23 protein-coding genes are annotated in these 26,278 nt (G+C 71.2%); 8 read left to right on the top strand and 15 right to left on the bottom strand.

Features of this window, described 5'->3' with window-relative positions; all coding sequences use genetic code 11:
• Window positions 1-44: 44 nt before the first annotated feature.
• A complete protein-coding gene (locus tag OG766_RS04515) occupies window positions 45-809 on the top strand; it encodes a GntR family transcriptional regulator (RefSeq protein WP_266376126.1) in 765 nt (254 codons plus the stop codon).
• A 39-nt stretch (window positions 810-848) separates the two neighbouring features.
• Here OG766_RS04515 and OG766_RS04510 read toward each other — a convergent pair whose 3' ends face one another.
• The 3 genes from OG766_RS04510 to OG766_RS04500 all read right to left on the bottom strand — a co-directional run bounded on the left by OG766_RS04510 (window position 849) and on the right by OG766_RS04500 (window position 3,929).
• A complete protein-coding gene (locus OG766_RS04510; protein WP_266376128.1) occupies window positions 849-2,006 on the bottom strand; it encodes an ROK family transcriptional regulator in 1,158 nt (385 codons plus the stop codon).
• An 89-nt stretch (window positions 2,007-2,095) separates the two neighbouring features.
• Window positions 2,096-2,746 carry a response regulator transcription factor gene (locus tag OG766_RS04505; RefSeq protein WP_266376130.1) on the bottom strand — a complete coding sequence of 217 codons (651 nt, stop codon included), beginning with the start codon at window positions 2,744-2,746 and terminating at the stop codon, window positions 2,096-2,098.
• A 4-nt stretch (window positions 2,747-2,750) separates the two neighbouring features.
• A complete protein-coding gene (locus tag OG766_RS04500) occupies window positions 2,751-3,929 on the bottom strand; it encodes a sensor histidine kinase (protein ID WP_266376132.1) in 1,179 nt (392 codons plus the stop codon).
• 107 nt (window positions 3,930-4,036) lie between these two features.
• On the opposite strand from OG766_RS04500, the gene OG766_RS04495 reads away from it, so the two are divergent.
• The 3 genes from OG766_RS04495 to OG766_RS04485 are packed head-to-tail and all read left to right on the top strand — an operon-like array spanning window position 4,037 to window position 6,189.
• Window positions 4,037-4,972: an ATP-binding cassette domain-containing protein gene (locus OG766_RS04495; protein ID WP_266376134.1), complete on the top strand. Its 936-nt coding sequence runs from the start codon at window positions 4,037-4,039 to the stop codon at window positions 4,970-4,972.
• 1 nt (window position 4,973) lies between these two features.
• Complete coding sequence (locus OG766_RS04490; RefSeq protein ID WP_266376136.1) at window positions 4,974-5,711, top strand: ABC transporter permease; 738 nt, start codon at window positions 4,974-4,976, stop codon at window positions 5,709-5,711.
• Between the two features lie 40 nt (window positions 5,712-5,751).
• The gene (locus OG766_RS04485; RefSeq protein WP_266376138.1) at window positions 5,752-6,189 is read left to right on the top strand and encodes a hypothetical protein; all 438 of its coding nucleotides are present in this window, start codon (window positions 5,752-5,754) and stop codon (window positions 6,187-6,189) included.
• Here OG766_RS04485 and mug read toward each other — a convergent pair.
• From mug to OG766_RS04465, 4 genes are all read right to left on the bottom strand, one after another.
• Window positions 6,186-6,740 carry a G/U mismatch-specific DNA glycosylase gene (gene mug, locus OG766_RS04480; RefSeq protein ID WP_266376139.1) on the bottom strand — a complete coding sequence of 185 codons (555 nt, stop codon included), beginning with the start codon at window positions 6,738-6,740 and terminating at the stop codon, window positions 6,186-6,188. The genes OG766_RS04485 and mug overlap by 4 nt on opposite strands.
• A 14-nt stretch (window positions 6,741-6,754) precedes the next feature.
• On the bottom strand, window positions 6,755-8,188 hold the full coding sequence (gene purB, locus OG766_RS04475; protein ID WP_266376141.1) for an adenylosuccinate lyase: 1,434 nt from the start codon (window positions 8,186-8,188) through the stop codon (window positions 6,755-6,757).
• 520 nt (window positions 8,189-8,708) lie between these two features.
• Window positions 8,709-9,401 carry a sigma-70 family RNA polymerase sigma factor gene (locus OG766_RS04470; RefSeq protein ID WP_328724619.1) on the bottom strand — a complete coding sequence of 231 codons (693 nt, stop codon included), beginning with the start codon at window positions 9,399-9,401 and terminating at the stop codon, window positions 8,709-8,711.
• Window positions 9,402-9,533: 132 nt separating this feature from the next.
• The gene (locus OG766_RS04465; RefSeq protein ID WP_266376145.1) at window positions 9,534-10,304 is read right to left on the bottom strand and encodes a hypothetical protein; all 771 of its coding nucleotides are present in this window, start codon (window positions 10,302-10,304) and stop codon (window positions 9,534-9,536) included.
• 219 nt (window positions 10,305-10,523) lie between these two features.
• On the opposite strand from OG766_RS04465, the gene OG766_RS04460 reads away from it, so the two are divergent.
• Complete coding sequence (locus OG766_RS04460) at window positions 10,524-11,726, top strand: MFS transporter (RefSeq protein ID WP_266376147.1); 1,203 nt, start codon at window positions 10,524-10,526, stop codon at window positions 11,724-11,726.
• On the top strand, window positions 11,723-12,811 hold the full coding sequence (locus tag OG766_RS04455; RefSeq protein ID WP_328724618.1) for a sugar ABC transporter permease: 1,089 nt from the start codon (window positions 11,723-11,725) through the stop codon (window positions 12,809-12,811). The genes OG766_RS04460 and OG766_RS04455 overlap by 4 nt, the downstream gene beginning before the upstream one ends.
• A gap of 16 nt (window positions 12,812-12,827) precedes the next feature.
• Here OG766_RS04455 and OG766_RS04450 read toward each other — a convergent pair whose 3' ends face one another.
• Window positions 12,828-14,018 (bottom strand): acyl-CoA dehydrogenase family protein, encoded by a 1,191-nt coding sequence (locus tag OG766_RS04450; RefSeq protein ID WP_328724617.1) that lies wholly within the window; start codon window positions 14,016-14,018, stop codon window positions 12,828-12,830.
• 142 nt (window positions 14,019-14,160) lie between these two features.
• Here OG766_RS04450 and OG766_RS04445 point away from each other — a divergent pair, with 142 nt between their 5' ends.
• Both OG766_RS04445 and OG766_RS04440 read left to right on the top strand, forming a co-directional pair.
• Window positions 14,161-15,948, top strand: coding sequence for a CoA transferase (locus OG766_RS04445; protein ID WP_328724616.1), 1,788 nt, complete (start codon window positions 14,161-14,163; stop codon window positions 15,946-15,948).
• Window positions 15,945-17,687, top strand: a complete 1,743-nt coding sequence (locus tag OG766_RS04440; RefSeq protein ID WP_328724615.1) for a class I adenylate-forming enzyme family protein — start codon at window positions 15,945-15,947, stop codon at window positions 17,685-17,687. Before OG766_RS04445 ends, OG766_RS04440 begins: the two co-directional genes overlap by 4 nt.
• A gap of 51 nt (window positions 17,688-17,738) precedes the next feature.
• Here OG766_RS04440 and OG766_RS04435 read toward each other — a convergent pair whose 3' ends face one another.
• From OG766_RS04435 to OG766_RS04405, 7 genes are all read right to left on the bottom strand, one after another.
• Window positions 17,739-19,235, bottom strand: a complete 1,497-nt coding sequence (locus tag OG766_RS04435; RefSeq protein WP_328724614.1) for a PepSY-associated TM helix domain-containing protein — start codon at window positions 19,233-19,235, stop codon at window positions 17,739-17,741.
• A 1,067-nt stretch (window positions 19,236-20,302) separates the two neighbouring features.
• On the bottom strand, window positions 20,303-21,115 hold the full coding sequence (locus OG766_RS04430; protein ID WP_328724613.1) for a metal ABC transporter solute-binding protein, Zn/Mn family: 813 nt from the start codon (window positions 21,113-21,115) through the stop codon (window positions 20,303-20,305).
• Window positions 21,073-21,939 (bottom strand): metal ABC transporter permease, encoded by an 867-nt coding sequence (locus OG766_RS04425; protein WP_266376160.1) that lies wholly within the window; start codon window positions 21,937-21,939, stop codon window positions 21,073-21,075. Before OG766_RS04425 ends, OG766_RS04430 begins: the two co-directional genes overlap by 43 nt.
• Entirely contained in the window at window positions 21,936-22,571 is a 636-nt protein-coding gene (locus OG766_RS04420; protein ID WP_266376161.1) for an ATP-binding cassette domain-containing protein, read from the bottom strand. Before OG766_RS04420 ends, OG766_RS04425 begins: the two co-directional genes overlap by 4 nt.
• Before the next feature lie 276 nt (window positions 22,572-22,847).
• Complete coding sequence (locus OG766_RS04415; RefSeq protein WP_328724612.1) at window positions 22,848-23,663, bottom strand: SGNH/GDSL hydrolase family protein; 816 nt, start codon at window positions 23,661-23,663, stop codon at window positions 22,848-22,850.
• 91 nt (window positions 23,664-23,754) lie between these two features.
• Window positions 23,755-24,777: a hemolysin family protein gene (locus OG766_RS04410; protein WP_266376165.1), complete on the bottom strand. Its 1,023-nt coding sequence runs from the start codon at window positions 24,775-24,777 to the stop codon at window positions 23,755-23,757.
• Window positions 24,774-26,174: a hemolysin family protein gene (locus OG766_RS04405; protein WP_328724611.1), complete on the bottom strand. Its 1,401-nt coding sequence runs from the start codon at window positions 26,172-26,174 to the stop codon at window positions 24,774-24,776. Before OG766_RS04405 ends, OG766_RS04410 begins: the two co-directional genes overlap by 4 nt.
• Between the last annotated feature and the right edge of the window lie 104 nt (window positions 26,175-26,278).

Raw genomic sequence — 26,278 nt, 5'->3', positions numbered from 1 at the left:
GGGCACGGAAAGCCGCCGGGGCCACGGTGATTGCGGAGGACAGGGTGGGGACCACGCAGCTGGAAACGGTGCCGGAGCCGAAGTACTGGCACCTCAAGACCGTGATCGGCGAGGCGCTCGACTCCGACTTCGCGGTCGGCGAGATCCTGCCCAACGAGCGTGATCTCGCCGCTCGCTTCGGCGTCGCACGCGCCACGCTGCGTCAGGCGCTCGAACAGCTGGAGCTGGAAGGCAGGCTGCAGCGCCGCCGCGGCGTCGGCACGACGGTCGCACCTCCCCGTATGGGCGTCGACGTCTCCACGTCCACGCACTACTGGCCCGGCGCTCCCCGGGACGCCTGGCAGCCGGTCGACTGCACCAACGCCGTGCCGCCCGCCGCCGTCGCGCGCATGCTGGACACGGAAAGCGACGAGACGGTGCACGCGGTGCGCAGGATGCTGGCCACGCACGGCCAGCCGGTCGCCGCCGAACTGCTGTACGTTCCGGCCGGATCCGTGCCCGAGCTCTCCGCGATCGACGCCCCCTCCGGCGCGACCCGCGCCCGCGGTGTGCTGCGCGAGTTGCAGCGTCTGACCCTGGAGGGGCAGGACCGCGCGGTGGAACTCGGCTCGGCCCGCGCCGATGACGCCAAGGAACTGGACCGCCTCCCCGGCGCGCCCGTTCTCGTCGTCACCACCCGCTACTTCTCCGAGGGCCGTACGGCCGTCGTGTCCGTGGCGACGTACCGGGCCGACACCTGCCGGCTGACCTTCGGCGACACGGGCGACCTGGAGATCCGCCACCACGGCCAGGAGCGACGCGCCTCCTGACCACGTGGCTTCCCGCCTCCCTGCAACGGCCCGTCGCGCTCAGGGGCGGGCCGTCACCGTTCCCTCGACGGCGAACAGCTGCTTCTCCACATGGTCCAGGGCCAACCGCAGCGCCCCCGTCGCCACCGCCGCCTCACCGAGCAGCGAGAGCGCCACACGAGGCGGCCGAAGGCAGTAACGGGACAGTTCGTCACGCAGCGGATCGAGCACTCCGTCCAGGCCGGCCGCCCAGCCGCCGATCACCACCAGCTCGGGATCGAGCGCCAGCACCAGCGCCGCGACGTCGTGCACCAGCCGCTGGATGAACCGGTCGACCGCCGCCAGCGCCCGCTCGTCCCCCTGCCGGGCATGGGCGAACACCTCGGCCACTGCCTGCTCGTCCAGGGGATGCAGCGGCTCGCCCGTCGTCGACAGCAGCGTCTCCGGCGTGGCCTCCCTGCCCAGCAGATGCAGCGCGCCGATCTCGCCGGCGGCACCGCCGTAGCCCCGGTGCAGACGCCCGCCGATGAGCGAGCCCGCACCAGGACTCAGCCCCGCCAGCACGAACACGATGTCGTCGGAGTCCGTCGCGGCGCCCTTCCAGTGCTCGGCCACCGCCGCGGCATTGGCGTCGTTCTCCACGAGCACCGGGCAGCGGAAGGACCGTCTCAGCCGCTCACCCAGGGCCAGCCCCGTCCAGTCCGGCAGTGCCGTGCCCAGCCGTACGGTCCCGTCCGCCTCGACGATGCCCGGACTGCCGACGCCCACCGCGCGCAGTGAGCTGCGGGCCACACCGGTCCGCCGCAGCACATCGGCCACGACCGTACGGACCCGCTCCAGCCGCTCATCGGCGGACGCCGTCTCGGCCACTTCCCGGGATCCCGCGCCGATGATCCGGCCGTCGAGCCCCGAAAGCAGCGCGGCGACCCGGTGCGGGCCGATCTCCACACCCAGAAGGTGTCCGGCCTCGGCACGGAACCGGAACCGGCGCGCCGGCCGCCCCTGCCGCCGGGCCTCGCCCTCCTCGGGACCGGTCTCCACCACGAGCCCGGACGCGATGAGCCCTTCGAGTACGCCCTCGACGGTGGGCCGGGACAGTCCCGTGATCCGGGTCAGATCGGTGAGCGTGGGGGAGTCGGCGCCCCGCAGCGCATGGAGTACCACCGCGGAATTGATCCGCCGCAGCAGCGACGGGTCACCGCCGGTCAGCTGCCCCACCGTGTGTCCTCCCAGCTCGTACGCATGTCTGGCGGATCGTACTCAATGGTGGCGGGGCGCGGCGAGCGCCGTAGGGCCCGGGTCCGCACTCAGGCCGGAGCCACGAAACCGGACTCGTACGCGGCGATCACCGCTTGAGTGCGGTCGCGAGCACTCAGCTTGGCGAGCACCGCGCTGACGTGGGTCTTCACGGTCTCCGTCCCGACGATCAGTTCGGCGGCGATCTCGGCGTTGGACAGGCCCCGCGCCATCAGCCGCAGCACCACCTCCTCCCGTTCTGTGAGCGACGCGCGCTCCATGGCTGCACGAGCCGCGTTGTTTCCGTATTCGGCCGCCAGCGAGCGCACCGCCGACGGGAACAGGAGCGACTCGCCTTCGGCGATCAGCCGCACCGCGTTGACGATCTCCGTGGGCCGGGCGCGCTTGAGCAGAAACCCGTCCGCCCCTGCCCGCAGCGCCCGATATACGTACTCGTCGTTCTCGAAGGTCGTGACGACCAGGATCTTCGGCGGCTCCGCGACGCTCCGGAGCACCACCCGGGTGGCTTCGATACCGTCGAGCAGCGGCATCCGGACATCCATGGCCACCACGTCCGGACGCAAGCTCCGCACCATCGGGAGTACGGCTGCGCCATCGGCCGCCTCACCCACCACAGTGATGTCGGGCTGTGCTTCGAGGACCGCACGCAGTCCGGCGCGCACCAGCGGTTCGTCATCGACCAGAAGAACGCTCACAGGCATCACGTCAGCGTATGCCGTCCAGCGGCAGCCGGACCTGCACCCTCCAATCCCCCTCGTGCGGGCCGCATTTCGCCTCACCGCCGAGGAGTGCCGCCCGCTCACGTATGCCACGAAGTCCACTGCCGGTCTGAGCACTCGGCGCGGCCGGAGGCAGCGGATTGGTCACCTCCATCTCGAGCTGCCGCTCCAGGGCGGCCACGCACACCCGGACCGGCACGGGCCCGCAGTGGCGCAGGACGTTCGTCAGCGCTTCCTGGAGGATGCGGTAGCCCTCCCGGGACACCGGGCCGGGCACCGAGTCCAGGGGACCGGTCAGCTCGGCGTCCACCTTCGCCCCCGACATCCGTGCGGATTCCAGCAGCCGATCGGCCTCGACAAGGGTCGGGCGGGGCGCGACCCGGTCACCGGATGCACGCAACACCAGAAGCACTCGTTCGAGGTCGTCCATCGCGGCCCGACCCGTTTCCTCGATGGCCGCCAGCGCCCGGGCGGTGAAAGCCTGATCGTTGGCGGCACGCGCCGCGCCCGCCTGGACCACGGCGACCGTCAGCGCATGCCCGATCGAATCATGCAGTTCCCGGGCGATCCGGTTGTGCTCCAGCAGCAGTTCGGTACGGGCTTCCAGCGCGGTCAGCCGCTCGGCCGCGGAGGGACCGAGCAGTCGACGTGCGACGGCCGTGACCAGACGGCCGAGCACGACGATCGCCACCGGAAGCGCCAGCAGCGGGAGCGGTGCGAGCACCCCGTATATCCAGTGTGGTTCGGCGATCGACAACACCGCCTCATCGCTCGCGGGTGAGCCGGTCGCCGCGTCGATCAGCTCCACGCCGAGCATCGGGAGCCGCACGGTGACGAGAGCGGTCACGGCGGCAAGCACCAGCCGTATCTCCAGCCAGAGCACCGTCCGCCACCGGTCGATGCAGGTCGTGGCCGGCCCGGCGGCGATCGTCGGGTGCGGTGACCGGCGCTCTTTCGGCGTCAGCATCAACTGCGCCTGGATCCCCTCGGCCATGCGAACGGACGGGACGAGCCCGAGCAACAACGGGAACAGCGCGGGCACGAGGACCATCGGGACCGACTGGAACACGAACAGCCACACGGCGTAGAGCAGCACAGGGATGCACAGGTGCAGCCAGCGTGTGTAGGTGACCGGCCGGAAGAGCAGCCGGAGGAATCGGGACATGACGCCATCGTGCCAGCGGCGTGATCGGCTTGGCTCCCCCGCACGGGGGAAGTGAACTCCCCTTCCGGGGGAGGCCTGTCACCGGGCCCGACGGCCACGCTGTAGGCATGAAACGGATCATCGTCCAGCAACTGACCAAGACCTACGGCGCCGGCGTGTGCGCCGTCGACGGACTCAGCTTCACCGTCCACCCCGGCCGGGTCACCGGATTCCTCGGTCCGAACGGCGCCGGCAAGTCGACCACCATGCGACTCGTGCTGGGCCTCGACCGGCCGACGTCGGGCACCGCGACCATCGAGGGCCGGGGCTATGCGTCGTTCCGCACGCCCCTGCGCCACGTCGGTGCCCTGCTCGACGCGAATGCGGCCCACGGCTCGCGTACGGCCTGCGATCATCTCGGCTCCCTCGCCGCCGCCAACCGCATCCCGGCCGGCCGGGTGGAGGAGGTGCTCGGTGAAGTGGGGCTCGCGTCCGTCGCGGGCCGTCGGATCAAGACCTTCTCGCTGGGGATGAAGCAGCGCCTCGGCGTCGCCGCAGCCCTGCTCGGTGACCCCGAGGTGGTGATGTTGGACGAGCCGTCCAACGGGCTCGATCCAGAAGGCATCATCTGGATCCGCGAGCTGATACGGCGGCTCGCGCGAGACGGCCGGACCGTCCTGGTCTCCAGCCATCTCATGAGTGAGACGTCCACCTTTGCCGACCATCTCATCGTCCTCGGCCGCGGGCGACTGCTGGCCGACACCCCTATGCAGACGTTCCTCAACGACCGCGGGGCGGCCCGCGTCCGCATCCGTACGACGCAGCCGGCCCGACTGCTCGACGCGCTGGTCCACCGGGGATACGCGACCGTGCAGGACGACGACGGCCTGATCAGGATCGACGGGCTCAAGGCAGAGAAAGTAGGTGCCATCGCCGCGCAGCATGGCGTCCCCGTCCTGGAACTGGCCGACGAACAGCCGACGTTGGAACAGGCCTATCTCGATCTCACCGCAGAGGCGACGGAATTTGTGAGCATCTCCGCGTCGAAGTCTCTGGAGGGCTGACGTGACACCCACTGCCGTGCTCCACTCGGAGTGGATCAAAATCAAGTCCCTGCGTGCATCCGCCGGATCCCTGATCGCCGTGTTCGCCGTCACTGTCGCCATCACTGTGCTCGTCAGCGCCACCGTCGGCCAAGCCGAAGCGGACAACCCTGGCAACGATCCCGTATTCGGTGCCTTCTACGCCCTGAACTTCGGACAGATCGCAGCCATCTGCTTCGGAACGACGGCCATGTCTTCCGAGTACCACCAAGGAGCTCTGCGCATATCCCTCGCCGCAGTGCCCGACCGAACACTCTTCTACACGGTCAAGACAGCGGTCGTGGGGGCTCTCGCACTCTGCGTGGGAACGCTGACCTCGTTCGCCGCGTTTCTGTCGGGGCAGTTGTTCATGGGGCCCTATGCGATAGGACTGGGAGAGCCGGGTGCCTTGCGCGCAACGTTCGGCGGAGGCATATACCTGGCCTTGCTGGCGCTCCTGGCGGCCGGTCTGACCGCCGTCCTGCGCAGTGGAACCGCCGTCCTCGGCGTCCTCATACCCTTCGTTCTCGTCGTCTCCTTCGTCGTGGGTGACACCATGGGAAGCATTGCGGACTTCCTGCCGGACAGGGCCGGGCAACTGGTGCTCCACCAGTACCCCGACGGTGCCATTGGACCCTGGACCGGCCTCATGGTCACGGCAGTATGGGCAGCCGGAGGTCTTGTGGCCGGCTGGTGGTGCATACGACGCCGGGACGCCTGACAGGCCGCCATATGTCAGTGGGGGAGGGTTTACTGAATCCATGACCATCGCACGGCATCTGGCGACCATCGATCTGCTGCGCTCCCGGCCCTTCCCCTCGGAGTCGGTCCGGTCGGACGTGGGAATCAGTGCCCCTGGTTACCACACGGCCGAGCTGAGCATGAGCGAGGAGTTCTGGGAGGACCGCTCGGACATGGAGATCGTCGGCGAGCAGTACGAGGCGGAGCGTGAGGCGCTCTCCGTGCTGCTGGGCCAACGGTGGGGCCAACCTCAGGTCTTCAGCATGGGCTCGGTGCTGGCGAGGTCGGTCGAAGGAGAAGAGCGAATACCGGAGCCCTGGGACATGCTCAGCGCATCGGTACCCGACGTACATCTGTGGCGCGTGGACGACCAGTGGGTCGTGCTCGGCGTGTCGAAGTGGGACACCGAGCTGCCGTATCAGCTGCTGGCCGTCGTCACCGAGATCGATCCGCCCTAGGAACCCTGGGCAGCGGCCGCCGACCGTAGCCGGCGGAACTCCTCCGCCATGGCCGGGAGCGTCCAGTGGGCATTCAGCCCGCTGGGGTTGGGCAGAGCCCAGATCCGGGTGTCGCCGATCATCCGGTCCTGCGGACCGATGCGCGCCTTGCGGTCACCGAAAGCCGTCCGGTACGCCGTCACCCCGGCAACCGCCAGCCAGCGGGGCCTGAAGCGCTCCACCTTCTCGGTGAGGAGCCGGCCGCCTTCGCGGAACTCCTCGTCGCTCAGCTCATCCGCCCGTGCGGTCGCCCGGACTGCGACATTGGTGATGCCGAGCCCGCAGGCAAGCAGCTCCTCCTGCTCCGACGGCTTCAACTGCCGTGCGGTGAAGCCCGACAGATGCAGGACCGGCCAGAAGCGGTTACCGGGACGGGCGAAGTGATGGCCCGTCGCAGCCGTCATCAGGCCGGGATTGATGCCGCAGAACAGGACGGAGAGACCGTCCGCGATCACATCGGGGACCAGGCGATCGCGGGCGGCCTCCAGCTCGGCGGGAGTGATCCGGGGCATACGAGCAGACCGCGTCAGAGGATCGACCCCGGCGTGTACGCGGCGGCCTCCGGGTGCTGCTTGACGATCTCCTCGATGCGGGAGACCACCGAGGCGACCTGGTCGCCCGCCGCGCCGGTGAACGACAGCTTGTCCGCCATCAGCGCGTCGAGCTGGTCGCGGTCCAGCGGAATGCGGTCGTCGGCGGCGAGCTTGTCGAGAAGCTCGTTGCGCTCCGCACCCTGCTCGCGCATGGCGAGGGCCGAGGCGACCGCGTTCTCCTTGATCGCCTCGTGGGCGAGCTCACGGCCGACGCCGGCGCGCACGGCACCCATCAGGACCTTGGTGGTGGCCAGGAACGGGAGGTACCGGTCCAGCTCACGGGCCACGACCGCGGGGAACGCGCCGAACTCGTCGAGCACGGTCAGGAAGGTCTCCAGCAGACCGTCGAAGGCGAAGAACGCGTCCGGGAGGGCGACCCGGCGCACGACCGAGCAGGAGACATCACCCTCATTCCACTGGTCGCCCGCCAGCTCGCCGGTCATGGAGGCGTAGCCGCGAAGGATCACCATGAGGCCGTTGACGCGCTCGCAGGAGCGGGTGTTCATCTTGTGCGGCATGGCGGACGAGCCGACCTGGCCGGGCTTGAAGCCCTCGGTGACCAGCTCGTGGCCGGCCATCAGCCGGATCGTCTTCGCCATCGAGGACGGCGCGGCGGCGAGCTGGACCAGCGCCGTGACGACGTCGTAGTCCAGCGAGCGCGGATAGACCTGACCGACGGAGGTGAAGGCGTGAGAGAAGCCCAGGTGGCCCGCGATGCGCTGCTCCAGTTCCGCGAGCTTCGACGCGTCCCCGCCCAGCAGGTCCAGCATGTCCTGGGCGGTGCCCACCGGACCCTTGATGCCCCGCAGCGGGTAGCGGCCGAGCAGCTCCTCCAGCCGGCCGTACGCGACCAGCAGCTCGTCCGCGGTGGTCGCGAACCGCTTGCCGAGCGTCGTGGCCTGCGCCGCGACGTTGTGGGAGCGGCCAGCCATCACCAGCTCCGCGTACTCCCCGGACAGCTTCCCGAGCCGCGCCAGCACGGCGACCGTGCGGTCACGCATCAGCTCCAGCGAGAGCCGGATCTGCAGCTGCTCGACGTTCTCGGTGAGGTCACGGGAGGTCATGCCCTTGTGCACGTGCTCATGACCGGCGAGCGCGTTGAACTCCTCGATACGCGCCTTCACATCGTGCCGGGTGACCTTCTCGCGCTCCGCGACGGAGGCCAGGTCGACCTGGTCCAGCACCCGCTCGTAGTCGGCGACGGCGGCGTCCGGCACCTCGATCCCGAGGTCCTTCTGCGCGCGCAGCACGGCCAGCCAGAGCTGACGCTCCAGCTTCACCTTCTGCTCGGGGGACCACAGGACGGCGAGCTCCGCGGAGGCGTAGCGGCCGGCCAGGACGTTGGGGATGCGAGGCTTTGCAGTCACGTGTACGGAGTTTACCCGCCGTCCACAGCGGCTCGTGAACGTCCACACAGTCCATAGAGCACCAGGTCAGGGGCTCCCCGCCCATTCGATCGCATCGAATCCGTGAGACGGATGTGAGACGCGGTGTGACGGGCGGCGGCCCGGAGCCGGTGGGATGCAACCGGCTCCGGGCCTTGATCGGAACCCATTCGATCAAGGAGTCCCGATCATGGACGTCCGTGTGGGGCTGAGCGCGGAAAGCCGCCTCCTGATCGTCCAGCTCGCCCAGCGACTGGCTCGCCGAAGGCATGCACGACAGCGGCGAGGCCCCCCGCGGGCGCCGAAGGCGCGCTGCTCGCCGCGCCGCCTACCCGCCCATCCTCGACGGGCACACCCGGTCAGGGGCTATGCGCACCTCGGACTGCCGGCAGGTTCAAGACACGGGCGGTCTCCTTTCCCCGTCCAGGTCGAGTCGCCGCGAGGGCTGCCAGGGGTGCTGATACTCGACGTGTCAGCACCCCTCGGCGGACGTCCGTGCGGGTCAGGTCATTGCGGCGCTGAGGGCCGGCGTCAGGCAGACAAGAGCACGGCTTTCGACTGGCAGGGGTGGCCCGCTACGAGCAGCGGGAGCTTCCGCTTCCCTCAGCAGCTCGACCAGGGAGGTCCGGGCGCGGGCCACCCGGGAGCGGACGGTGCCGATAGGGCAGTTGATGGCGGCGGCTGCTTCGGCGTAGGGCAGGCCCAGAAGTTGGGTGAGCACGAAGGCTTCGCGGCGTTCGGAGGGGATCAGGGCGAGGAGTTCGGCGAGCGCGATCCCGTCCTCGAAGCCGGGCAGGCCCCGGGGTTGTGTGCGTTCGGCGGCGGACTGCCAGTCCTCCAGGTCCGACACCCTGGGGCGGGCCGCGGTGTGGCGGAGGTTGTCCACGACGGTGCGTCGGGCGATGGAGAGCAGCCATGTGCGGGCGGAGGAGCGGCCTTCGAACCGGTGGAGGCTGCCGAGTGCGCGCAGGAACGTTTCCTGGGTGAGGTCGTCCGCGGCTTGGGGATCGGCGCTGAGGTAGGCGACGTAGCGCCAGACGTCGCGGTGTATGGCACGGACGAAACGATCGACGGTGCCGGGGTCTCCGTCACGTGCGGCGAGTGCCAGTTCGGTGACCGTGTCATCGGCGCCGTGCGTGCGGGGTGGCGGGGTTGCGTCGGCGTGCGTGGGGTGTGGGGGCAGGGCAGGAGTCATCGCCTGATGTCCTTCTGAATCCGGGATCCGGGCGCGCGTCGGCAGCGGCCGGTGTGCGGTGGTACGGCCTCTCGAAGAGAGGGCCGATGCCCGAGGCGCGCGAGACTGTGCGCGCGGTCGGGGAGCCGGCTGTCAGATGACAGCTGTCCCGGGTGGCGGACCTCGCATGGTGATGGCGTGTACGAGTAGCAGGCGTCGCAGGGCGCAGGCCCGTCGGGCCCGGCGGGCGCGGATGCGGGGCCGGTGCGGTGGCGGTGCGAGGCGGAAGAGAAGACGCAGCGGTGCGATCAGCCAGGCCGCGAATGAGCGCAGCACGCGGAAGGCGGCCTGCTCTCCGTGCGCGAGCCAGAAGCCGCACAAGAGCGCGGCGAGGAGGTGGGCGGACAGCATCCCGGCCGGGGACATTCCGCCCATGTCGTGGGCGGCGGGCATCACCGAGCTGACGGCGTTCACCGCGTTGTCCGTCATGCCCTGCATGGCGTGGTGTGCATGCTCCGGTCCGACCGCGAAGGCCACCGTCGACGAGCCGTCCGGCACCTGGTGCAGGTGCCCGCTGTGGACCGTTCCGGCCACGCTCGGCAGTACGGACCCGGACTCGGGCGGAGGCTCCGACTCAATGGCTCCGGACAACAGGTACTGGACCCACTGGCGGGCGAGCGAACCATGGTCGGACACGGAGGGGTGCGCTGCCGCCTGGGCGAGTGAGAAGCCCGAGTGGATGACCGCCTGGGCCGCGACGGCCGCTGAGGTGACGACGAGGACGCCGCGTTCCCGGGCGGCTAAGCCCCATGCGAGCGCGGTCGTGGCGCCGAATGCCACCGCCATGGCCCACCAGGGGACGCCTCTGTCCGACATGAGCAGGTGGCCGAGGGATGCGAGCAGCACGCAGGTGGCTGCGAACATCGCAGCCCGTACCGCGCGGCAACATCGGCCTGGAGTCATGGCGGGCACATCCTCGCATCCCTCTCGTGGCCGACAAAGGTGGGTACGCAGGGATTCGATGCCCCATCTCAACAACTCCTATGTGGCGCACGGCACAGAAGTTGTGGGGAACTCCAGAGCCGGCTCGGCCGACTCCTGGCGTGACTCGGAGATTCTCAACTGGGCGGAACGGAGTGATGGTTGAGCGAGGACAGGGTGACGGAGAAGGCACCGGCAGTGGGCTCGAGAGGAGGGCTGACGGCGCTGCTCACGTGTGCCATGGCCTTCTCGATGCTGCAACTCTTCCTGCTCGGCGCCCTCGGCCCTCGCCTGGTGGACGACCTGGACATCTCCGCCACGGTGCTGGGGCTGACGACCACGATCGGGTTCGGTACGGCGGCTGTTCTGTCTCCCTCGAGCGGCCGGATCGTGGACCGGGTCGGCCCGAGGCGTGCGCTCGTCACGCTCTTGCTCGTCTCCGCCGTCGCGTTGGGGCTCATCGGCGCGGCGCCGGGCGCCGGGATCCTCCTCGCTGCGGTCGCCGTGGGCGGACTGCCGCAGGCGCTGGCCAATCCGGCGACGAACAAGGCGATTCTTGCCACTGTTGCGCCGGCCGGGCGGGGCTCGGTGACCGGGACGAAGCAGTCGGGTGTGCAGCTGGGCGCTTTCGCGGCAGGGCTGCCCCTCGTGGCGCTGGCCGCCTGGGCCGGGTGGCGCGGGGCGGTATGGACGGCCGCGGGCGCGGCAGTCGTGGCTGCTCTCTGGGCGCTCCGCGTGCTGCCGCCCGACCCTCCCGCGAAGGGCACGGCACCGCGCACGACCCTGGTTCCGCGTGGCGCCATTGCGTGGCTCGCGGCGTTCTCTCTGCTGCTGGGGTGTGGAATCGCCTCGGTCAACACCTACCTGGCCTTGTTCGGGGTCCGGGAACTGGCGATGGGGCCCACGGCCGCTGGTGCACTGGTCGCGGTGCTGGGTGTCGCGGGGATCGCAGGTCGGGTGGGCTGGTCGAAGGCCGCCACGCCGGGTCGGGCCGAGTGGCTGCCGAGCCGGCTGGCCGCAGGGGCTGTCCTGGCGGCGTTGCTGCTGGCGGGTGCGTTGCTTGTGCATCAGCTGGCCTGGGTGGCCGCTGTGGCGGTGGGAGTGTTCGCCGTGTCCGGGAACGCGGTCTCGATGGTGCTGGTGATGCAGCGCGCCGCCCCTGGACGGGCGGGGCAGGACTCGGCACTTGTTTCGGCCGGATTCTTCGCCGGGTTCGCCATGGGGCCGCCCATCTTCGGGTTGCTCGCTGAGGCGGGCCGTTACGGGCCCGGCTGGCTGCTCGTCGCTGCGGAGTTCGCGGCCGCCGGCATCGTGGCGTACGCATGGGCCCGGCGCGAGCGGCGGAAGAGCACGGTTCCGGCATGACCGCCGCGCGAGAGTGGGCCGATCGTGCGCTTGCGGACGTGATGGACCGGGTGGCGGTCACCGCGTCGGAAGTCGGGGAGCGCTTCCCGCTGTTCGCCGATCCGGACAGCGGCCGCTGGACGACGACCCGGCGCGGTACGTGGACCGGCGGGTTCTGGGCCGGGTTGCTGTGGCTGAGGGCCCACCACACCGGCCATGCGGCGGACCGTGCCGTGGCTTCGGCGTGCACGGGCCGGCTGGCGGAGTGGGTGGACGCCGACACCGCCACCCGCGGGCTGATCCTCTGGTACGGAACCGCACTCGCGTACGGAGATGGCGAGGCCGCGGAGGCCGCCGCGCTCCGCAACGAGGCAGCCCGCGCCTGTCTGTCCGCAGTGGAGCCCGAACTCGGCCTGGTGCCCTGGGGGTCGGCGTTCGGAGGCGAGCGGCTGCTGGCCCGGGTGGACGGCGTACCCGGCATGGTGCCGCTCCTCACCGAAGCGGGCCCGGACGGTGCGACGGCCGCCGCCGCGCACCTGCATCGCCATCTCGAACTCTGCCTCGGTGACGGCGCTCTCGTCCCGTCGTGGCGCTTCGATACGGACACCGGCTGGCACGCGTGCGACGATCCGCCCTCCGGCTGGAGTCGCGGACGTGCGTGGCTGCTGCTGGCAGTGGCCGATGCGCTGCTCCGTTCCGGCGTCGTGGCGTGGAACACGACCCGCCTGGAGTCCGCAGCGGCACGGCTGGCCTGCGTTCAGGAAGAACCGTCCGGACGCCTTGTACCCCTGGCCGATGCGACGCGGCCCGACGGCCCGCCGGACACGTCGGCCGCCGCGATCACGTCAGTCGCGCTCATGAAGCTCGCCCGCAGCCCCGGGCCGCGAGCGGCAGAGTACTCCCGTCGCGCCCACGCGATTCTGGAGCTTCTCGTCACCGCGCACCTCACCGGGCCCGGTGAGAAGCGTCCGGCCGGGATGCTGCTGGACGGCTGCTACGACGCGGCACGAGGCACCGCCCCCTGCCACGAGCTGGTGTGGGGCGACTTCTTCCTCGCGCTCGCGCTCGCCGCGCACACGGGCCTCGTCGACATCCGGTGCGTGTAGCAACGGCGCCGTACCTCTATGCGTTATGGCCGCGCAGGACCCGTCGGGCGACGGACGTGATGTGCAGCTCGTCCGGGCCGTCGAGAATCCGGGCGGCCCGCCCGGTACGCAGGAGCGCCGGCAGCGGCGTGTCCGGGCCGAGCCCGGCGGCGCCGTGGACCTGGACGGCCGCGTCCACCACGTGGTGCAGCATGCGGGCCGCGGCGACCTTGGCCAGGCCCACTTCGACAGGGGCATCCAGTCCGGCCGCGATCCGTTCCACGGCTTCGTGCACGAGGGGGCGCGTGGTGCGGATGGCGAGCAGCGACTCGAAGACGTGCTGCTGGACCAGTTGCCGGCCGGCCAGCGGACCACGGGATCCGGTACGGACGTTGGCGCGTTCACACATGAGGTCGAAGGCCCGTTGTGCCTGGCCGAGCCAGCGCAGACAGCGCAAGGTGCGGCCGAGTTGAAGCCGCTCGCCGGCGATGGCGAGGGCCGTACCGCGCTCGCCGAGCAGATGGTCGCCCGGGACGGTGACGTGGTCCAGCTCGATCTCCCACTGTCCGCCCGCGCCGAGCACGGGCAGTTCTCGGACCACGCGAAAGCCGGGACGGTCGGTGGGGACGAGGAAGAGGGAGAGTCCTGCGCGGTCGGATGCGTCTCCGTCGGTGCGGGCGAGGACGGTCACCAGGTCGGCCTCCCCGGCCCCGGAGGTGAACCATTTGCGGCCGGTGACGGTCCAGTTCCCGTCCGCCGACCGCACGGCACGGGTGCCGGTCATGCACGGGTCCGTGCCGGGGACGTCCGGCTCGGTCATCGCATAGCAGGTGCGGAGCCCACCTGCGGTCAGCGCCTTGAGGTACTGCTCGCGTACGCGGGCGCTGCCATGGCGTTTCAGCATGAGGACGTCCAGCAGGGGAGCGGAGCCCAGGGCGGCCGGACCGTGGTCGCTCGCGCCCTCGGCCTCCGCCAACCGGGAGTACGGAAGCAGAGGAATCCCCTGGCCACCCAGTTCGACGGGCAGCGGCATGGCCCACAGCCCCGCCCTCCGGGCCTGGTCCTGCAGATCGCGCAGGACGGCTGCCGCGGCGGGGCCGCCTTCGTCCAGTACGGGCTCGCACGGCATGACCCGCTCCCGTACGAAGGCCGCCACCCGAGTCTTCAACTCCGCGATGTCGTCCATGCGTTCATCGGGAGCGGACGTCACGTCGCCTCGACTCTCCATCGCTCTTCTCCGCTCTGCCGGGAACCCGTACGAACGACAGTCCGACTGTCTTTCCGTGGAACTGGTCGGGCGCACGCTCCTCCGGGTTCCCGCGTTCCGCGCATTCCCCGCTCGGCCACCGCCGCGCAAGGAGAGGAGAGGCATGGCGTCACCAGCCACCACGCAGACGGTCCGGCCGCTCGACGGACTTCGGCTCGACACTTCCGGACCGCCGGAGCCGGCCGGGCTCGTGGCTCAGCATCTGCGGCTTCTGGGAGCGGTCGGCGAGGACCTGGATCCAGGCCCGTCGGAGCAAGGCGGCGCCGCCCGCATCACGCTGAGCGGAGGAGACTTCTCCGATGCTGAAGCGCGAGTGGCCTGGGCGGACGACGCCCTCAGCGGGATCACCGACGAGGCCACCGCGCAGGCCGCCACCGGCATCATGGCCGTGCACGGTCGGCGCGACGGTGAACCGGGCGGCCTCGCCGCCGACTACGCCGCCACCGCGACAGCCGTTCTCACCGTCCAGGGCCTCCTCGCCGGGCTGCTGGGCCAGGCCCGCGGAGGCCCGGCGGCACGCGTGGCCACGAGCGCGGACCGGGCCGGACTGCTGACGGTCTCCCAGTACCTCGCCGCGAGCGGAGCCGATGAAGGCGAGGCTGTCGAACTCGCGTCCGGCGGACCGCCGTTCACCGCCTGCGACGGCACCCTCTTCGAGCTGGAGACGCTGGACCCCGGAGCCTGGGCCGCCTTCTGGCGCGCCCTTGACGCGCCGGCCGACGCCATACGGGCCGGGTGGCGCCCCTTCCAGTTCCGGTACGCCACAGCCTGCGCCCCCTTCCCGCAGACGCTGCACGTCATCACGCTCGCCCACACGTGGTCGCGGATACTCCGGGCGGCGTCGGAATCCGGTGCGCAGGTGTGCCCGCTGCACCCCCTGGCCGCACGCGCCGCCGAGCACGACGGAGCCGCCCTCTGGTCGCTCACCCCCTGGGGAACGGGGCACCGTCGCCCAGCACTCGCCCCTGCCGCGACCGGGCCGCTGTCCGGATTGACCGTGCTGGAGGCGGGCCGTCGTATCCAGGCACCGCTCGCCGCCCATCTGCTGGGGCTGCTGGGTGCCGAGGTGATCAGGATCGAGCCGCCCGGCGGTGATCCGCTGCGCGGGATGCCACCCGCCTGTTCAGGCGTCTCCGCCCGCTGGCTCGCTCTGAACCGCGGCAAGAAGGCGGTCGAGGTGGACATCAAGGCGGAGTCCGACCGGCGTCGGCTGAGGGAGATGGCGGCACATGCCGATGTGTTCCTGCACAACTGGGCCCCGGGCAAGGCCGCCCAACTCGGCCTCGACGCGGACGACCTGGCCGCCGTCAACCCCGCGCTCGTCTACGCCTACACCAGCGGCTGGGCCGGTCGGCTCCCCGGGGCGCCGATGGGGACGGACTTCATGGTGCAGGCCCGCACCGGAGTCGGCGCAGCCGTCCGGCCGGCCGACGAGACTCCCGCCCCGTCCCTGATGACGCTGCTCGACGTCCTGGGCGGCCTCCTCGGCGCCGAGGCCGTCCTCGCGGGACTGCTGCTGCGCGAGCGCACCGGCCAGGGCGTCCGCGTCGACTCCTCCCTGCTGGGTGCGGCCGATCTCCTCACCGCACCCGCACTGCACCGCGTTGCCACGGGCGGCAACGCGCGGCGACCGGCCGGATTCCGCCGCCCCCTGCGCACGGCGGACGGCTGGATCGCCCCCACCGACCCCTGCGCGGTCGCGGCCCGTGCGTACGACCTCCGCCAGATGTCCACCGGCGAGGCGCTCACGCTGCTACGCGAACACGGCCTCTCTGCCACCGCCGTGACCACGGACCTGGCCGACCTTCAGCACGATCCGCGCTTCGCCGGCTCGATCAGCCGAGACGCGCACGGTGCCTTCGCCGTTCCCGACCCCTGGAGCTTCACGTGACCGTCGCCCTGCACGACCTCCTGCCCGCCGACCTCCGCCGCTCCTGGGCGATCGACGGCACCTGCCCCGACCTCGACCTCTACAGCCTCTTTCGCGCCCGGCAGATCGCGGACCTGCACCGCACCGCCGTCCTCGACGCCAAAGGGAAGCTCTGTTACACCGCGCTCGACCGGAAGGTGCGATGTCTGGCCACCGGCCTCAGAGACCTCGGCATAGGCCCGGGCAATGTGGTCGGCGTCCAACTCCCCAACAACCGCAACGCCGTCATCGCCGACCTCGCCCTTGCCGCACTCGGCGCCGTGGCGCTGCCTTTCCCCGTCGGCCGCGGCATCCTGGAAGCCGAATGCCTGCTGCGCCGGGCAGAGGCCGTCGCCGTCATCGCTTCCGTCGAGCACCGCGGCAACCACCATGCCGCCGACCTCCTCGCCCTGGCTTCCGCCCTGCCCGCCCTCCGCCACGTCATCGCGGCAGGGCCCGGCAGCGTCCCAGAAGGAACGGTTCCTCTCTCCCGGTTGCTGCGCTCGGACGCGAGCGCCTTCGTCCCGGCACGCCCCGACCCGGACGCCGCGGCCCGCATCCTCGTCTCCTCCGGATCCGAGGCCGAGCCGAAGATGGTCGCCTACTCCCACAACGCCCTGGCCGGTGGCCGGGGCAACTTCCTCGCCTCGCTCATGCCCGACAGGACCCCGCCGCGCTGCCTGTTCCTGGTGCCGCTCGCCTCGGCCTTCGGCTCGAACGGCACCGCCGTCACCCTCGCCCGGCACGGTGGAACACTCGTGCTCCTCGACCACTTCACCCCCGAGGCCGCACTCGCCGCGATGCGGGAGCACGAGCCCACGCACATCCTGGGCGTGCCCACGATGGTGCGCATGATGCTCGACCGGCTCGACGGCGAGTTCGACGCCTCCGGACCCGACGCCTCCCGGCTCGACGACTCCCGATCCGACGGCTCCGGTGGGGGACTGCCCGTACCCACGGCGCTGGTCCTCGGCGGCTCCGCCCTCGACGAGGCCACGGCCGAACAGGCCACCCGCGCGTTCGGCTGCCCGGTCGTCAACCTCTACGGATCGGCCGACGGCGTCAACTGCCACACCGGGCTGGACAGCGACACCCCGGCGGCCGACGGCCATGGTGTCGTCGCGGGACGCCCGGACCCGCGCGTCGCCGACATCCGCATCGCCCACCCCGCCACCCACGAACAGCTGCCGGACGGAGCGATCGGGGAGATCATCGCGCTCGGCCCGATGACACCGTTGTGCTACGTCGCTACCCCGGACCTCGACGCCCGCTACAGGACCCCCGATGGCTGGGTACGCACCGGCGACCTCGGATACCTCGACGGCGACGGCACACTGCACATCGTGGGGCGCCTCAAGGACGTCGTCATCCGAGGCGGCGCCAACATCAGTCCCGCGGAGGTCGAGCGGGAACTGGTCACCCATCCCCTCGTACGCGACGTGGTCTGCGTCGGCGTACCGGACGAGGTGATGGGCGAGCGCCTCGCGGCCTGCGTCGTACCGCGCACCGCCGACGCGCTGACGCTCGAGTCACTGTGCGCGCACCTGGCGGAGCGGGGACTCGAGCAGCGCAAGCACCCGGAGCGCCTTCTGGTGATCGCGGAACTGCCACTGACCCCGGCGGGCAAACCCGACCGGGCAGGACTGCGCCTGCGGCTGACAGTCGACTCCGCGCCGCCCGAAAGCCGGCAGACGGCATCTGCACTGGCCGAGGCAAGCTGACGCGAGGCCCGGAGGGCAGGGTCCGCCCCGCCCTCCGGACCTCACTGCTCGTTATGCGGCCCGGCCTCGCCGGACCAGACCGGCCACCACATCCACGACGAAGAAGGCAGCCAGCGTCACGCCGAAGACCGGCAGCGCCCAACCGAGAGCGGCGACCGCCGGAATGCCCAGGACGAGCACGGGCAGCGGTAGCCTCCGCCAGGTTCCACGGGCCGGTGCCTTGCCGACCACTGCCGTGCGGTCGTCGCGGATCGGGCGACGCTGCCACCACATGCGGTAGCCCCAGACGGTCACGGCGATGAGGCCGATCGCGATCACGGCCAGGACGATCTGGTTGACGATCCCGAAGAGGATCCCCATGTGCCCCTGCACACCGAGCTTGCTGAGCTTGGCCATGAGCGGGTAGTCCGCCCACCGGCTGTGGGAGGTGATCTCGCCCTTGGCGGTGTCCACGGCGACCTGGTCGTAGTGCACCGGCCAGACGTTGTCGCCCTGTGCCACGACCCACGTACTCGCGTCGTCGGCGGGAGGCGTCACCTCCACCGTTCCGCCGAGACCGGCGTCCCGGGCCACGGCCAGGGCCGCGTCGAAATCGGCCGGATCTGCGGAAGCGGGCTCATGGGCGGCGCCGTGCCCGGCGTGCTCCCCACCCTCACCCTCCGCGGGAGGCTCCGCGCCGGGAAGCGTCGTGTCCAGCGCGGGCGCGTGGCCCTCGGCCGCGTCCAGCAACTGCCCGAACCGCTCGCCCGCATAGTGCGACCAGGTCAGACCGGTGGCGCTCAGGAAGAACAGACCGAGTGCCAGCCACACGCCCGTGGCCGCGTGCCGGCTGCGGGTGCGGCGCACACCCCGGGCGGAGCGGTCGGGAAGCAGAACGCCCCGCGCGGACTTGGCCCGCTGTCCACGACTGCGTCCGAGCCAGAGCACGAGACCGCCCGCGACGATCACCCAGAGCCAGCTCGCGGCGACCTCCGAGTAGAGGCGGCCGGTCTCGCCCAGGTGCAGATTGCGGTGGAGGTCGTCGAGCCATGTGGTGAGCGGCGTCGAGCCGTACCAGGTGGTCAGCTCGCCCTGTACCTCGGCGGTGTACGGGTCGACGAACACGGTGCGCTGCTTGTCACCGAGCTCCGGCAGCGACAGCACCACCCGCGTGGTGTCCTCCGGCCCGGGCGGGGTGATGACGGAGGCCAGGGTGCCCTCCGGGTGGGCGGACCGGGCGGCGGCTATCTGCGCCGCCAGCGGACGCGGCGCCTCGCCCACCTTCTCGACGCGCAGCTGGTCGCCGTAGACCAACTGGTCCAGCTGCGGCGTGAAGGTGTAGGCCAGCCCGGTCAGGGCGGCCACCATCAGGAAGGGCGCGACGAACACGCCGGCATAGAAGTGGAGCCGTACGAGCAGGGCCCGTACGCCCTGCCAGGACCGGCCGCTCCCGGGGTCGGACGCAGGGACCGGGGCGGGCTCGGCGATGGCGACCGCTGCCGGCGCGACACCAGAGGCGTCGGTACGACCGTCGTCGTTCTGTGGTGGTTCTTCGGTTCTGGAAGACATGCGTGCTCCTCAGTGGGACGCGTCCGCCGGATGAGCCGGGGACGCAGCGAAGCCGATGAAGGACGTTTCCGCCGGTGTGGCGGTGGGACGTGATCACCCCGGCCCGGCTCCGCCCGTACGCATGCCTCACCGGCGCCGGTGAACAGCCGGCGCGGGAGAACGCGGAGAGGGGGCCGTCAGGCCGGGGCCACTGAGGGAGGACCCCGCCGGGTCCGGGAACGGGCGAGCAGCACCCCGAACCGGGGATGCACCGATGACAGGGTCGGCGGCCGACGGCGTGGGACGACGGGGAGGACCAGGCGGTCGCGGAAGCAGAATGCCGGCACGACCAGAGCAGCCAGCCCTCGCAGGACACGTTCTCCGTAGATCACGCACAGCGCGGTCCCGAACAACGCGACCGCGTGGGCCGACGTCATGGCAGGAGAGAGGGAGTGCCCGACACCGGCACCCGCCATGTCCGCCGCAGCCATGGCCGAGGCCGCGTCCATCTGCCTGCCTGCCATGTGATGTGACGCATGGCCCGCTTCGGGCGTCGACAGTTGGTGGAATCCGAGGTGGAGAGAGAACTGCGTCCCGCCCAGTGCCAGCATCGTGACATCGAAGCGGCGCCGTCGGCTTCCGAAGAGCACAGCGCCCAGGACGGTCAGCGCGGCGAGGACGAGCGCCAGCGGACCTGCGCCCGGGAGCCGTCCACCGGCCGAGACATGGCTCCCCGCGCCCAGAAGCAGGCATGCCGAAGCGCAGAGCAGACCTCTTCCGGTCCGCCCGGCCCATCGTCCCGGTCCGCGCATGGGCACAACCTATCCAGCATGTACACGGCGGTGAGCTATGTCTGCACGGTGCATCGAACCGTCGGACGGAGACGGCGGCCCCCCCGTGGAGGTGCCACCACTGCGACCGGGGGCGGTCGTTGAGTGGTGAGGACGTGCGTACGCGGCCGCGTGCGTGGCACGCCCCGGCTTCTCTGTGAGCGTGATCACGCGGGGTGCCGGAGGGGGCCAATGGCCGGGGAGCCCGTGCGGAGTCCCCGGCCCGAGGACGGCTTCCGTCTCGCCCTCGCCGTCGGTCTAGGACCCCGACATGGCCTTCGCCAGCTCGGCTGCCGCATTGCGGTACACGGGCAGCAGGTCCAAGTCATCTCCCGGATAGTTGACGATCTTCACCTGCTCGGCACCGGAGTCGGGCAGGACCGTCCCCGTCGACATGTGTGCGTTGTCCAGGACCAGGAGCGGCTTCTTCCGCGACAGCTCGGCCAGCTGCGCCGGAGTCACGGCCTCCGGCCCGTAGGTGCCCACCGTCGTCGCACCCGCCAGCTTCGCCGCCCACGCGGTGAAGACCTGACTGACCACGTCGGGGCTCTTCCCGCCCGGCCAGGCGGCCTTCAGATCCTTGGACAGCTTCGCGTACTCCGTGGCGAACGTGGTCTTCCACGTCGCCGCGGCGTCCTCGGTGCCGAACAGCTTGCCCAGCCGCGCCACTTCGGCGTTCACCTTGTCGGCGTCGTTGTCGAGGTTCACCTCGACCAGTTCGGCCTTGGAGCCCGCGGCTTCCTTGATCTTCTCGGCGTACGGTTCGAAGGGCGCGTAGAGCACGAAGTCGGCCTTGGCGACCGCCGCGAGGTCCGACGGCTTCGGGTCGTAGTCGGGTGCGTGGTGCACGGACTGGGGCACGATGACTGTGACGTCCTCGGCGCCCGCGGCCTTCGCGAAGGCGCCTTCCCAGGTGGTGGTGACGACCACGACCGGCTTCCCCTTCGTGCCGTCGGCGCCGGCCTTGGACGACGTGTCGCTGTCGGTGCCACTGCCGCAGCCCGTGACCAGCGCCGCCAGCGCTGCGCTCAGTGCGAGGAGGGAAGTGATACGGCCGCGGGTGCGCGCCATGAGCTGATTCTCCGTTCGGGTACGAGATGAACCGCGAGGACGACTGCCCCCGCGGTCAGGACGAGGACCGGCCCGGGAGGCCAGTCGAGCCAGAGGGCGATGAGGAAGCCGGTCAGGTTCACGGCGATCCCGATGCCGACCGCCCAGAGAGTGATCGACTTCAGTGAGCTGCCCAGGCGGCGCGCCGCGAGTGCGGGCAGCAGGGTCAGGGCGTCGACGAGCAGGGCGCCGGTGAGCCTGATCGCGCCGGCGACCGACACCGCGACCAGAACCAGCAACACCAGAGTGAGCATGCGGACCGGGACACCTGAGCACTGTGCGAGTTCCCGGTCGTACAGCAGCAGGGCCACATCCCGGCGCCGCCACCAGAAGAGCCCGGGTACGGCGAGCGCGAGTCCACCGAGGACGATCAGGTCCGTCGTGCCCACGGACAGGATCGACCCCCACAGCAGCGCGAACGCGCCGGAGGCGTTGACGCCGGAGACGGCGAGCACCAGCAGCGCGGCCGCGATGGCCAGGCTCATGAGCAGGCCCATCGCCCCCGACAGGCCGTCCGGTGTCCGGGCGAGCGGTGCGACGCCCGCCCCGGCCAGGGCGCACGCCACGAGCGCGCACAGCATCGGGTCGATGCCGGTCAGAAGGCCGAGCGCGATGCCGAGCAGGGCGACGTGCATCATCGCGAAGCGCACCGGCATGATGTCGAGTCCGACGATGACCACGCCGATGACCGGTAGCCCGACAGCGGCCAGCAGCAGTGCGAGCCCGGCCCGCTGCACGGGGACCAGTTCGAGGAGCGCGCCGATGTCGGCGGTGGCGAGGGTCACCGGACCTCCCGCAGATGTCCGGCGGCCATCTCCAGTACCCGGTCACAGCGTTCGGCCAGCGCCCGGTCGTGGGTGACGACGACCAGAGTGACCGGTAGTCCGGTGAGGACCTCCGCCGCTTCCTCCTGGCCGGAGAAGTCCAGGGCGGCGGTGGGCTCGTCGGCGAGCAGCACCTGGGCCCCGGCGGCCACGCAGCCGATCGCACGGGCGAGGTACATACGCTGCAACTGGCCCCCGGACAGAGTGTGCAGGGGCCGCGTCGTCAGCGGTCCGACACCGAGCCGGTCCGCCGCTTCGGCGGCGTCCGCCGCCGCGCCACTACTGGCCAGCAACTCGTCGCCCAGGAGGGGGAACCGGCCTGCGGCCGGCTTCTGCGGGACCCAGGCGCAGGCCCGCCGCCGCCAGGCCCACTCCGCCGGTGAACGGGCGTCCCGGCCGCCGACGAGGATCCGGCCCACGACCTGGCGGTGCAGGCCCAGTACGGCGCGGAGCAGGGTCGACTTTCCGGAACCGTTGGTCCCGGTCAAGGCGACGCGCTCTCCCGCGGCGATCTCCAGATCCACGTTCGACACCGCCTCGACCCGGCCGTGGCGGCAGGCGACCTCCCGCATCCGCACATCCAGCCCGCCCATCACATGCCTTTCCCTCGTCCGCAGTCGCATCGGTGTGGCGGAGCCGCTGCCACGCCCACGGGGCAGTAGTCGGCTGAGGAGTTCGTGAGGTTCCCGCGGCGCGGCGGCTTCTTCCCGTATCGGCCCCGATCAGGTCGTGCACCGGTCCTGCGGTCGGTGACGGCGCTACGACCGGCCGCGGCCTGATGGGTCGTGTGGGGGGCCCGATACGAAGACCGCCGGTGTCCCTTCAAGGGACACCGGCGGGGGGAGGGTCTCAGGGCGATGTGTGCGTTGCTAGGAGAGGTCGCTCTCGTGCCGGGCCGTCCGCGGGCTGCCGTCCGGGGCCGTGTACGGCAGGAGCTCGGGGCGCTTCGCCGGGCGGCCGTCGCCCGAGGAGCGTCCGGTGAGCCGCCGCCCGATCCACGGCACCAGATGTTCGCGCGCGAAGCGGACATCGGCCGTGCGCCGGGCCGTCCAGCCCGGGCGCGCCTGCGGGGGCAGGGGCGAGCGCCAGTCGTCCTCCGAAGCGAGGCCGAGGGCCTGCCATCCGGCCTCGGCCACCCTCCGGTGCCCCTCCGCGGTGAGATGGAGCCGGTCGACGTCCCACAGGCGCTGGTCGCCGAGAACCTCGGTTCCGTACAGGTCCACCACGAGCGCGCCGTGCCGCGCCGCCAGGGAGTCGATGTGGTCGAACAGCTCCTCCATGCGGGGCCGGAAGCGCTGCATCACGGGACCCTGGCGGCCCGGGCTGCGCATCAGCACCAGCTGTCGGCATGCCGGAGCCAGCCGTTCCACGGCCTCCTCCAGAAGGTCTCGCACCCGGCCCATGTCGCACTTCGGGCGCAGGGTGTCGTTGAGCCCGCCGACCAGCGTCACCACATCCGCCTGCATCGCGGCGGCGGGTCCCACCTGCTCCTCGACGATCTGGCCGATGAGCTTGCCGCGGACGGCGAGGTTCGCGTACCGGAAGCCCTCGGTGCGGGCCGCGAGCCGGGCGGCGAGGAGGTCGGCCCAGCCCCGGTACGAGCCGTCGGGCAGCAGGTCCGACATGCCCTCGGTGAACGAGTCACCGACCGCGACAAAGCTGGTGTATGAGGCATTTATCTCCATGGCGGAGCGATCCTACCGCGCGGTAGGTGCTCCTCTGCCCCGGGCCCGGTACCGACGGCCCAGGGGAGGGCGACCCCTGGGCCCGGTGCCGTCAGAGGGCCTGGCCCGGCGGCCCGACCAGTTCCCGCAGCACGTCCTCCATCGTGACCAGGCCGGCCAGCGTGCCGTCCTCGTCCAGGACCGCCGCGAGGTGGGTGCGGCTGCGTCGCATCGCGGTCAGGACGTCGTCCAGCGGGGTCACGGCACGCACCCGGGCGATCGGCCGCATCGCCGTCACCGGGAACGGCATGTCGCGCGGAGCCTCGTCCAGGGCGTCCTTCACATGGAGATAGCCCAGGATCTTGCGCGTGCTGTCGACCACCGGGAAACGGGAGAATCCGGACTCGGCCGAGAGCCGCTCCAGTTCCTCGGGCGTGGTGCCGACCTGCGCGTACACCACCCGCTCCACCGGCATCACCACATCGGCGACCGGGCGGCGCCCCAGTTCCAGGGCGTCGTGCAGTCGCTCGGCCGCCCGGTCGTCGAGCAGCCCGGCGGCTCCGGAGTCCCTGACCATCCGGGCCAGTTCGTCGTCCGAGAAGGTCGCGGCGACCTCGTCCTTGGTCTCCACCCGCAGCAGCTTCAGCAGGGCGTTCGCAAAGGCGTTGATCGTGAAGATGACCGGGCGCAGCGTCCGGGCCAGTGCCACCAGCGGCGGACCGAGCAGCAGAGCGGTCCGCGTCGGTTCGGCCAGCGCGATGTTCTTCGGCACCATCTCGCCCAGCAGCATGTGCAGGTACGTGGCGACGCCGAGGGCGATCACGAACGAGATCGGGTGGATCAGCCCGTGGGGCACTCCGACGGCGTTGAAGACGGGCTCCAGCAGATGCGCGATGGCCGGTTCCGCGACCACACCGAGCACCAGCGTGCACAGCGTGATGCCGAGCTGGGCCGCGGCGAGCAGCGCCGAGACGTGTTCCAGACCCCAGATGACGCTGCGGGCGCGCCGGTCCCCGGCCTCCGCCAGCGGTTCGATCTGGCTGCGCCGCACGGAGATCAGGGCGAACTCCGCCCCGACGAAGAAGGCGTTGACGACCAGCGTCAGAAAGCCGACGAGCAGCTGAATCGTGGTCATCGCGAGAACCTCCCCCTGCGCGAGCCGGCAGACCCGCCGCTCCCGTCGGGCCCACCCGTGTCGGACCGGTCGCTCCCGTCCGCCCCCTCCGACTCCAGCGGGACGTGGATCAGCACGCGCGCCGCCCGCCGCCCGGAGGCGTCCACGACGTCCAGCCGCCAGCCGGACAGCTCGATGCTGTCGCCGACGGCCGGGATACGGCCGATCTCCGTGGCGATCAGCCCGGCGAGGGTCTCGTACGGTCCTTCCGGGACCCGCAGCCCGATGGCCTCCAGCTGATCCGTACGCGCCGCACCGTCGGCCGACCACAGGGCCCGCCCGTCCGCGTCCTCTCCGGCCCTGGCGAGGTCCGGGGTCTCATGCGGATCGTGCTCGTCGCGGACCTCGCCGACGACCTCCTCGACGATGTCCTCCAGCGTCACGACGCCGGCGGTGCCCCCGTACTCGTCGATGACGACGGCCATGGTCCGCTTCTCGGACAGCCGGTCCAGCAGCCGGTCGACCGTGAGGGTCTCGGGTACCAGCAGGGGGTCGCGGAGCAAGCCGGTCACCGGACGGCGCGACCGTTCCTCGGCCGGTACGGCCAGGACGTCCTTGATGTGCACGATCCCGACGACGGTGTCCAGGCCGCCCCGGTAGACGGGGAAGCGTGACAGTCCGGTGGCGCGCGTGGCGTTGGCCACGTCCTCCGCGGTCGCCTGCAGATCGAGGGCCGTGACCTGGACGCGGGGGGTCATCACGTTCTCCGCCGTCAGCTCGGCAAGCCTGAGGGTGCGGACGAACAGTTCGGCGGTGTCGGCCTCCAGCGCACCCTCCTTCGCGGAGTGCCGGGCCAGCGCGACGAGCTCCTGCGGGCTGCGCGCGGAAGCCAGCTCCTCGGTCGGCTCCAGGCCGAGCCGGCGCAGTATGCGGTTGGCCGTGTTGTTGAGATGACCGATCAGGGGACGGAAGGCCGCCGAGAAGATGCGCTGCGGGGTGGCGACGACCTTGGAGACGGCGAGCGGGGACGAGATCGCCCAGTTCTTGGGGACGAGCTCACCCACCACCATCAGGACGATCGTCGACAGGCCCGTACCGATGACGAGGGCCGTCGACGAAGCGACGGCCGGTGAAGCGCCGAGCGCCTCGATCGGCCCGCTGAGCAGCTTGGCGATCGACGGCTCGGCGAGCATGCCGACGACGAGATTGGTGACGGTGATGCCGAGCTGGGCACCGGAGAGCTGGAAGGTGAGTCCGCGGACGGCCTTCAGCGCGCTTGCCGCGCCGCGCTCGCCCCGTTCGACCGCGCGTTCGAGGTCGGAGCGCTCGACCGTCGTGAGGGAGAACTCCGCCGCGACGAATCCCCCGCAGGCGAGGGCGAGGAGCACTGCCACGAGAAGCAGGAGCACTTCGGTCATCGGTTCACCTCCGTCCCATGATCGGCCAGGGGGAGGAGGATTGCGCGATGTCTGCTACTGGGAGGCTCGCCCATGGGCGGACGCTCACACCTTTCGTTCACTGT

Source organism: Streptomyces sp. NBC_00259, assembly GCF_036181745.1.
Classification (GTDB): Bacteria; Actinomycetota; Actinomycetes; order Streptomycetales; family Streptomycetaceae; genus Streptomyces; species Streptomyces pratisoli.
The sequence above is the reverse complement of the archived record's forward strand: the minus strand, read 5'-3'. Positions and strand labels throughout refer to the sequence as shown.